The organism is Bradyrhizobium sp. P2_E8, from assembly GCF_056403875.1.
The window spans coordinates 1-1233 of sequence record NZ_JBFUES010001499.1 but is presented as its reverse complement, the minus strand read 5'-3'; the positions used below and the strand labels follow the sequence as shown (position 1 = coordinate 1233).

The 1233-nt window shown below is 69.2% G+C and carries 2 protein-coding genes; both read left to right on the top strand.

Going from position 1 to position 1233, the window contains the following annotated elements:
* Window positions 1-98 precede the first annotated feature (98 nt).
* Window positions 99-851: a pyridoxine 5'-phosphate synthase gene (locus AC1D00_RS41765; protein ID WP_477014726.1), complete on the top strand. Its 753-nt coding sequence runs from the start codon at window positions 99-101 to the stop codon at window positions 849-851.
* Window positions 848-1233, top strand: a 386-nt coding sequence (acpS, locus tag AC1D00_RS41760) for a holo-ACP synthase (protein ID WP_477014725.1), incomplete at its 3' end; no start/stop codon positions are given. The genes AC1D00_RS41765 and acpS, both read left to right, overlap by 4 nt.

Sequence of the window (1233 nt, the reverse complement as noted above, 5' to 3'; positions counted from 1 at the left end):
GCCCAGTTGCGCGCGAAGGCGGTCGTCGCCCGCGTCGAACGTGTTAATGGATAGGCGCCCTTCGTATTCGCCTGTCCTTCGAATTTGTGAGCCTTGCAATGCCAGCACTTCCGCTCCGCCTCGGCGTCAATGTCGACCATGTCGCGACCCTGCGTAACGCGCGCGGCGGCCGCAATCCCGATCCGGTGCGCGCCGCGCTGCTGGCGATCGAGGCCGGCGCCGACGGCATCACCGCGCATCTGCGCGAGGATCGCCGGCACATCCGCGACGAGGACATGGCGCGGCTGAAGGCCGAGATCTCCAAGCCGCTCAATTTCGAGATGGCGGCGACCGACGACATGATGCGCATCTCGCTCGCCACCAGGCCGCATGCGGTGTGCCTCGTGCCGGAGCGCCGGCAGGAGGTGACGACCGAGGGCGGACTGGACGTGGTCGGCCAGCACAATGCGCTCGCGCCCTACATCGCGCGGCTGAACGATGCCGGCATCCGCGTCTCGCTGTTCATCGCCGCCGACCCCGCGCAGATCGAGATGGCGGCGCGGCTGCGCGCGCCCGTGATCGAGATTCACACCGGCGCCTGGTGCGACGCCGTGGTCGATGGCCACACCGAGAAGGCCGACGCCGAATGGCAGCGGATCATGGCGGGCGTGAAGCTGGCGAAGGACGCGGGGCTGGAGGTCCACGCCGGCCACGGGCTCGACTATGCGACGGCGGAGACGATCGCGGCGTTGCCCGAGATCATGGAGCTCAACATCGGCTACTACATGATCGGCGAGGCGCTGTTCGTGGGTCTTGCCGAGACGGTGCGCAGCATGCGCGCGGCGATGGACCGCGGCCGGAGCCGGGCATGATCATCGGCATCGGCTCCGACCTGATCGACATCACCCGCGTCGGCAAGGTGATCGAGCGCCATGGCGAGCGCTTTCTCGACCGCATCTTCACCGCGGCCGAGCGGGCCAAGGCGGAGCGGCGCGCCAAGAACGAGAAGATGGTGGTGGCGACCTACGCCAAGCGCTTTGCCGCCAAGGAGGCCTGCTCGAAGGCGCTCGGCACCGGCATCAGGCTCGGCGTCTGGTGGCGCGACATGGGGGTGGTCAACCTGCCGGGGGGGCGGCCGACCATGCAGCTGACCGGCGGCGCGCTGGCGCGGCTCCAGGCCCTGACGCCTGCTGGCTTCGAGGCGCGGATCGACCTGTCGATCACCGATGACTGGCCGCTCGCACAGGCCTTCGT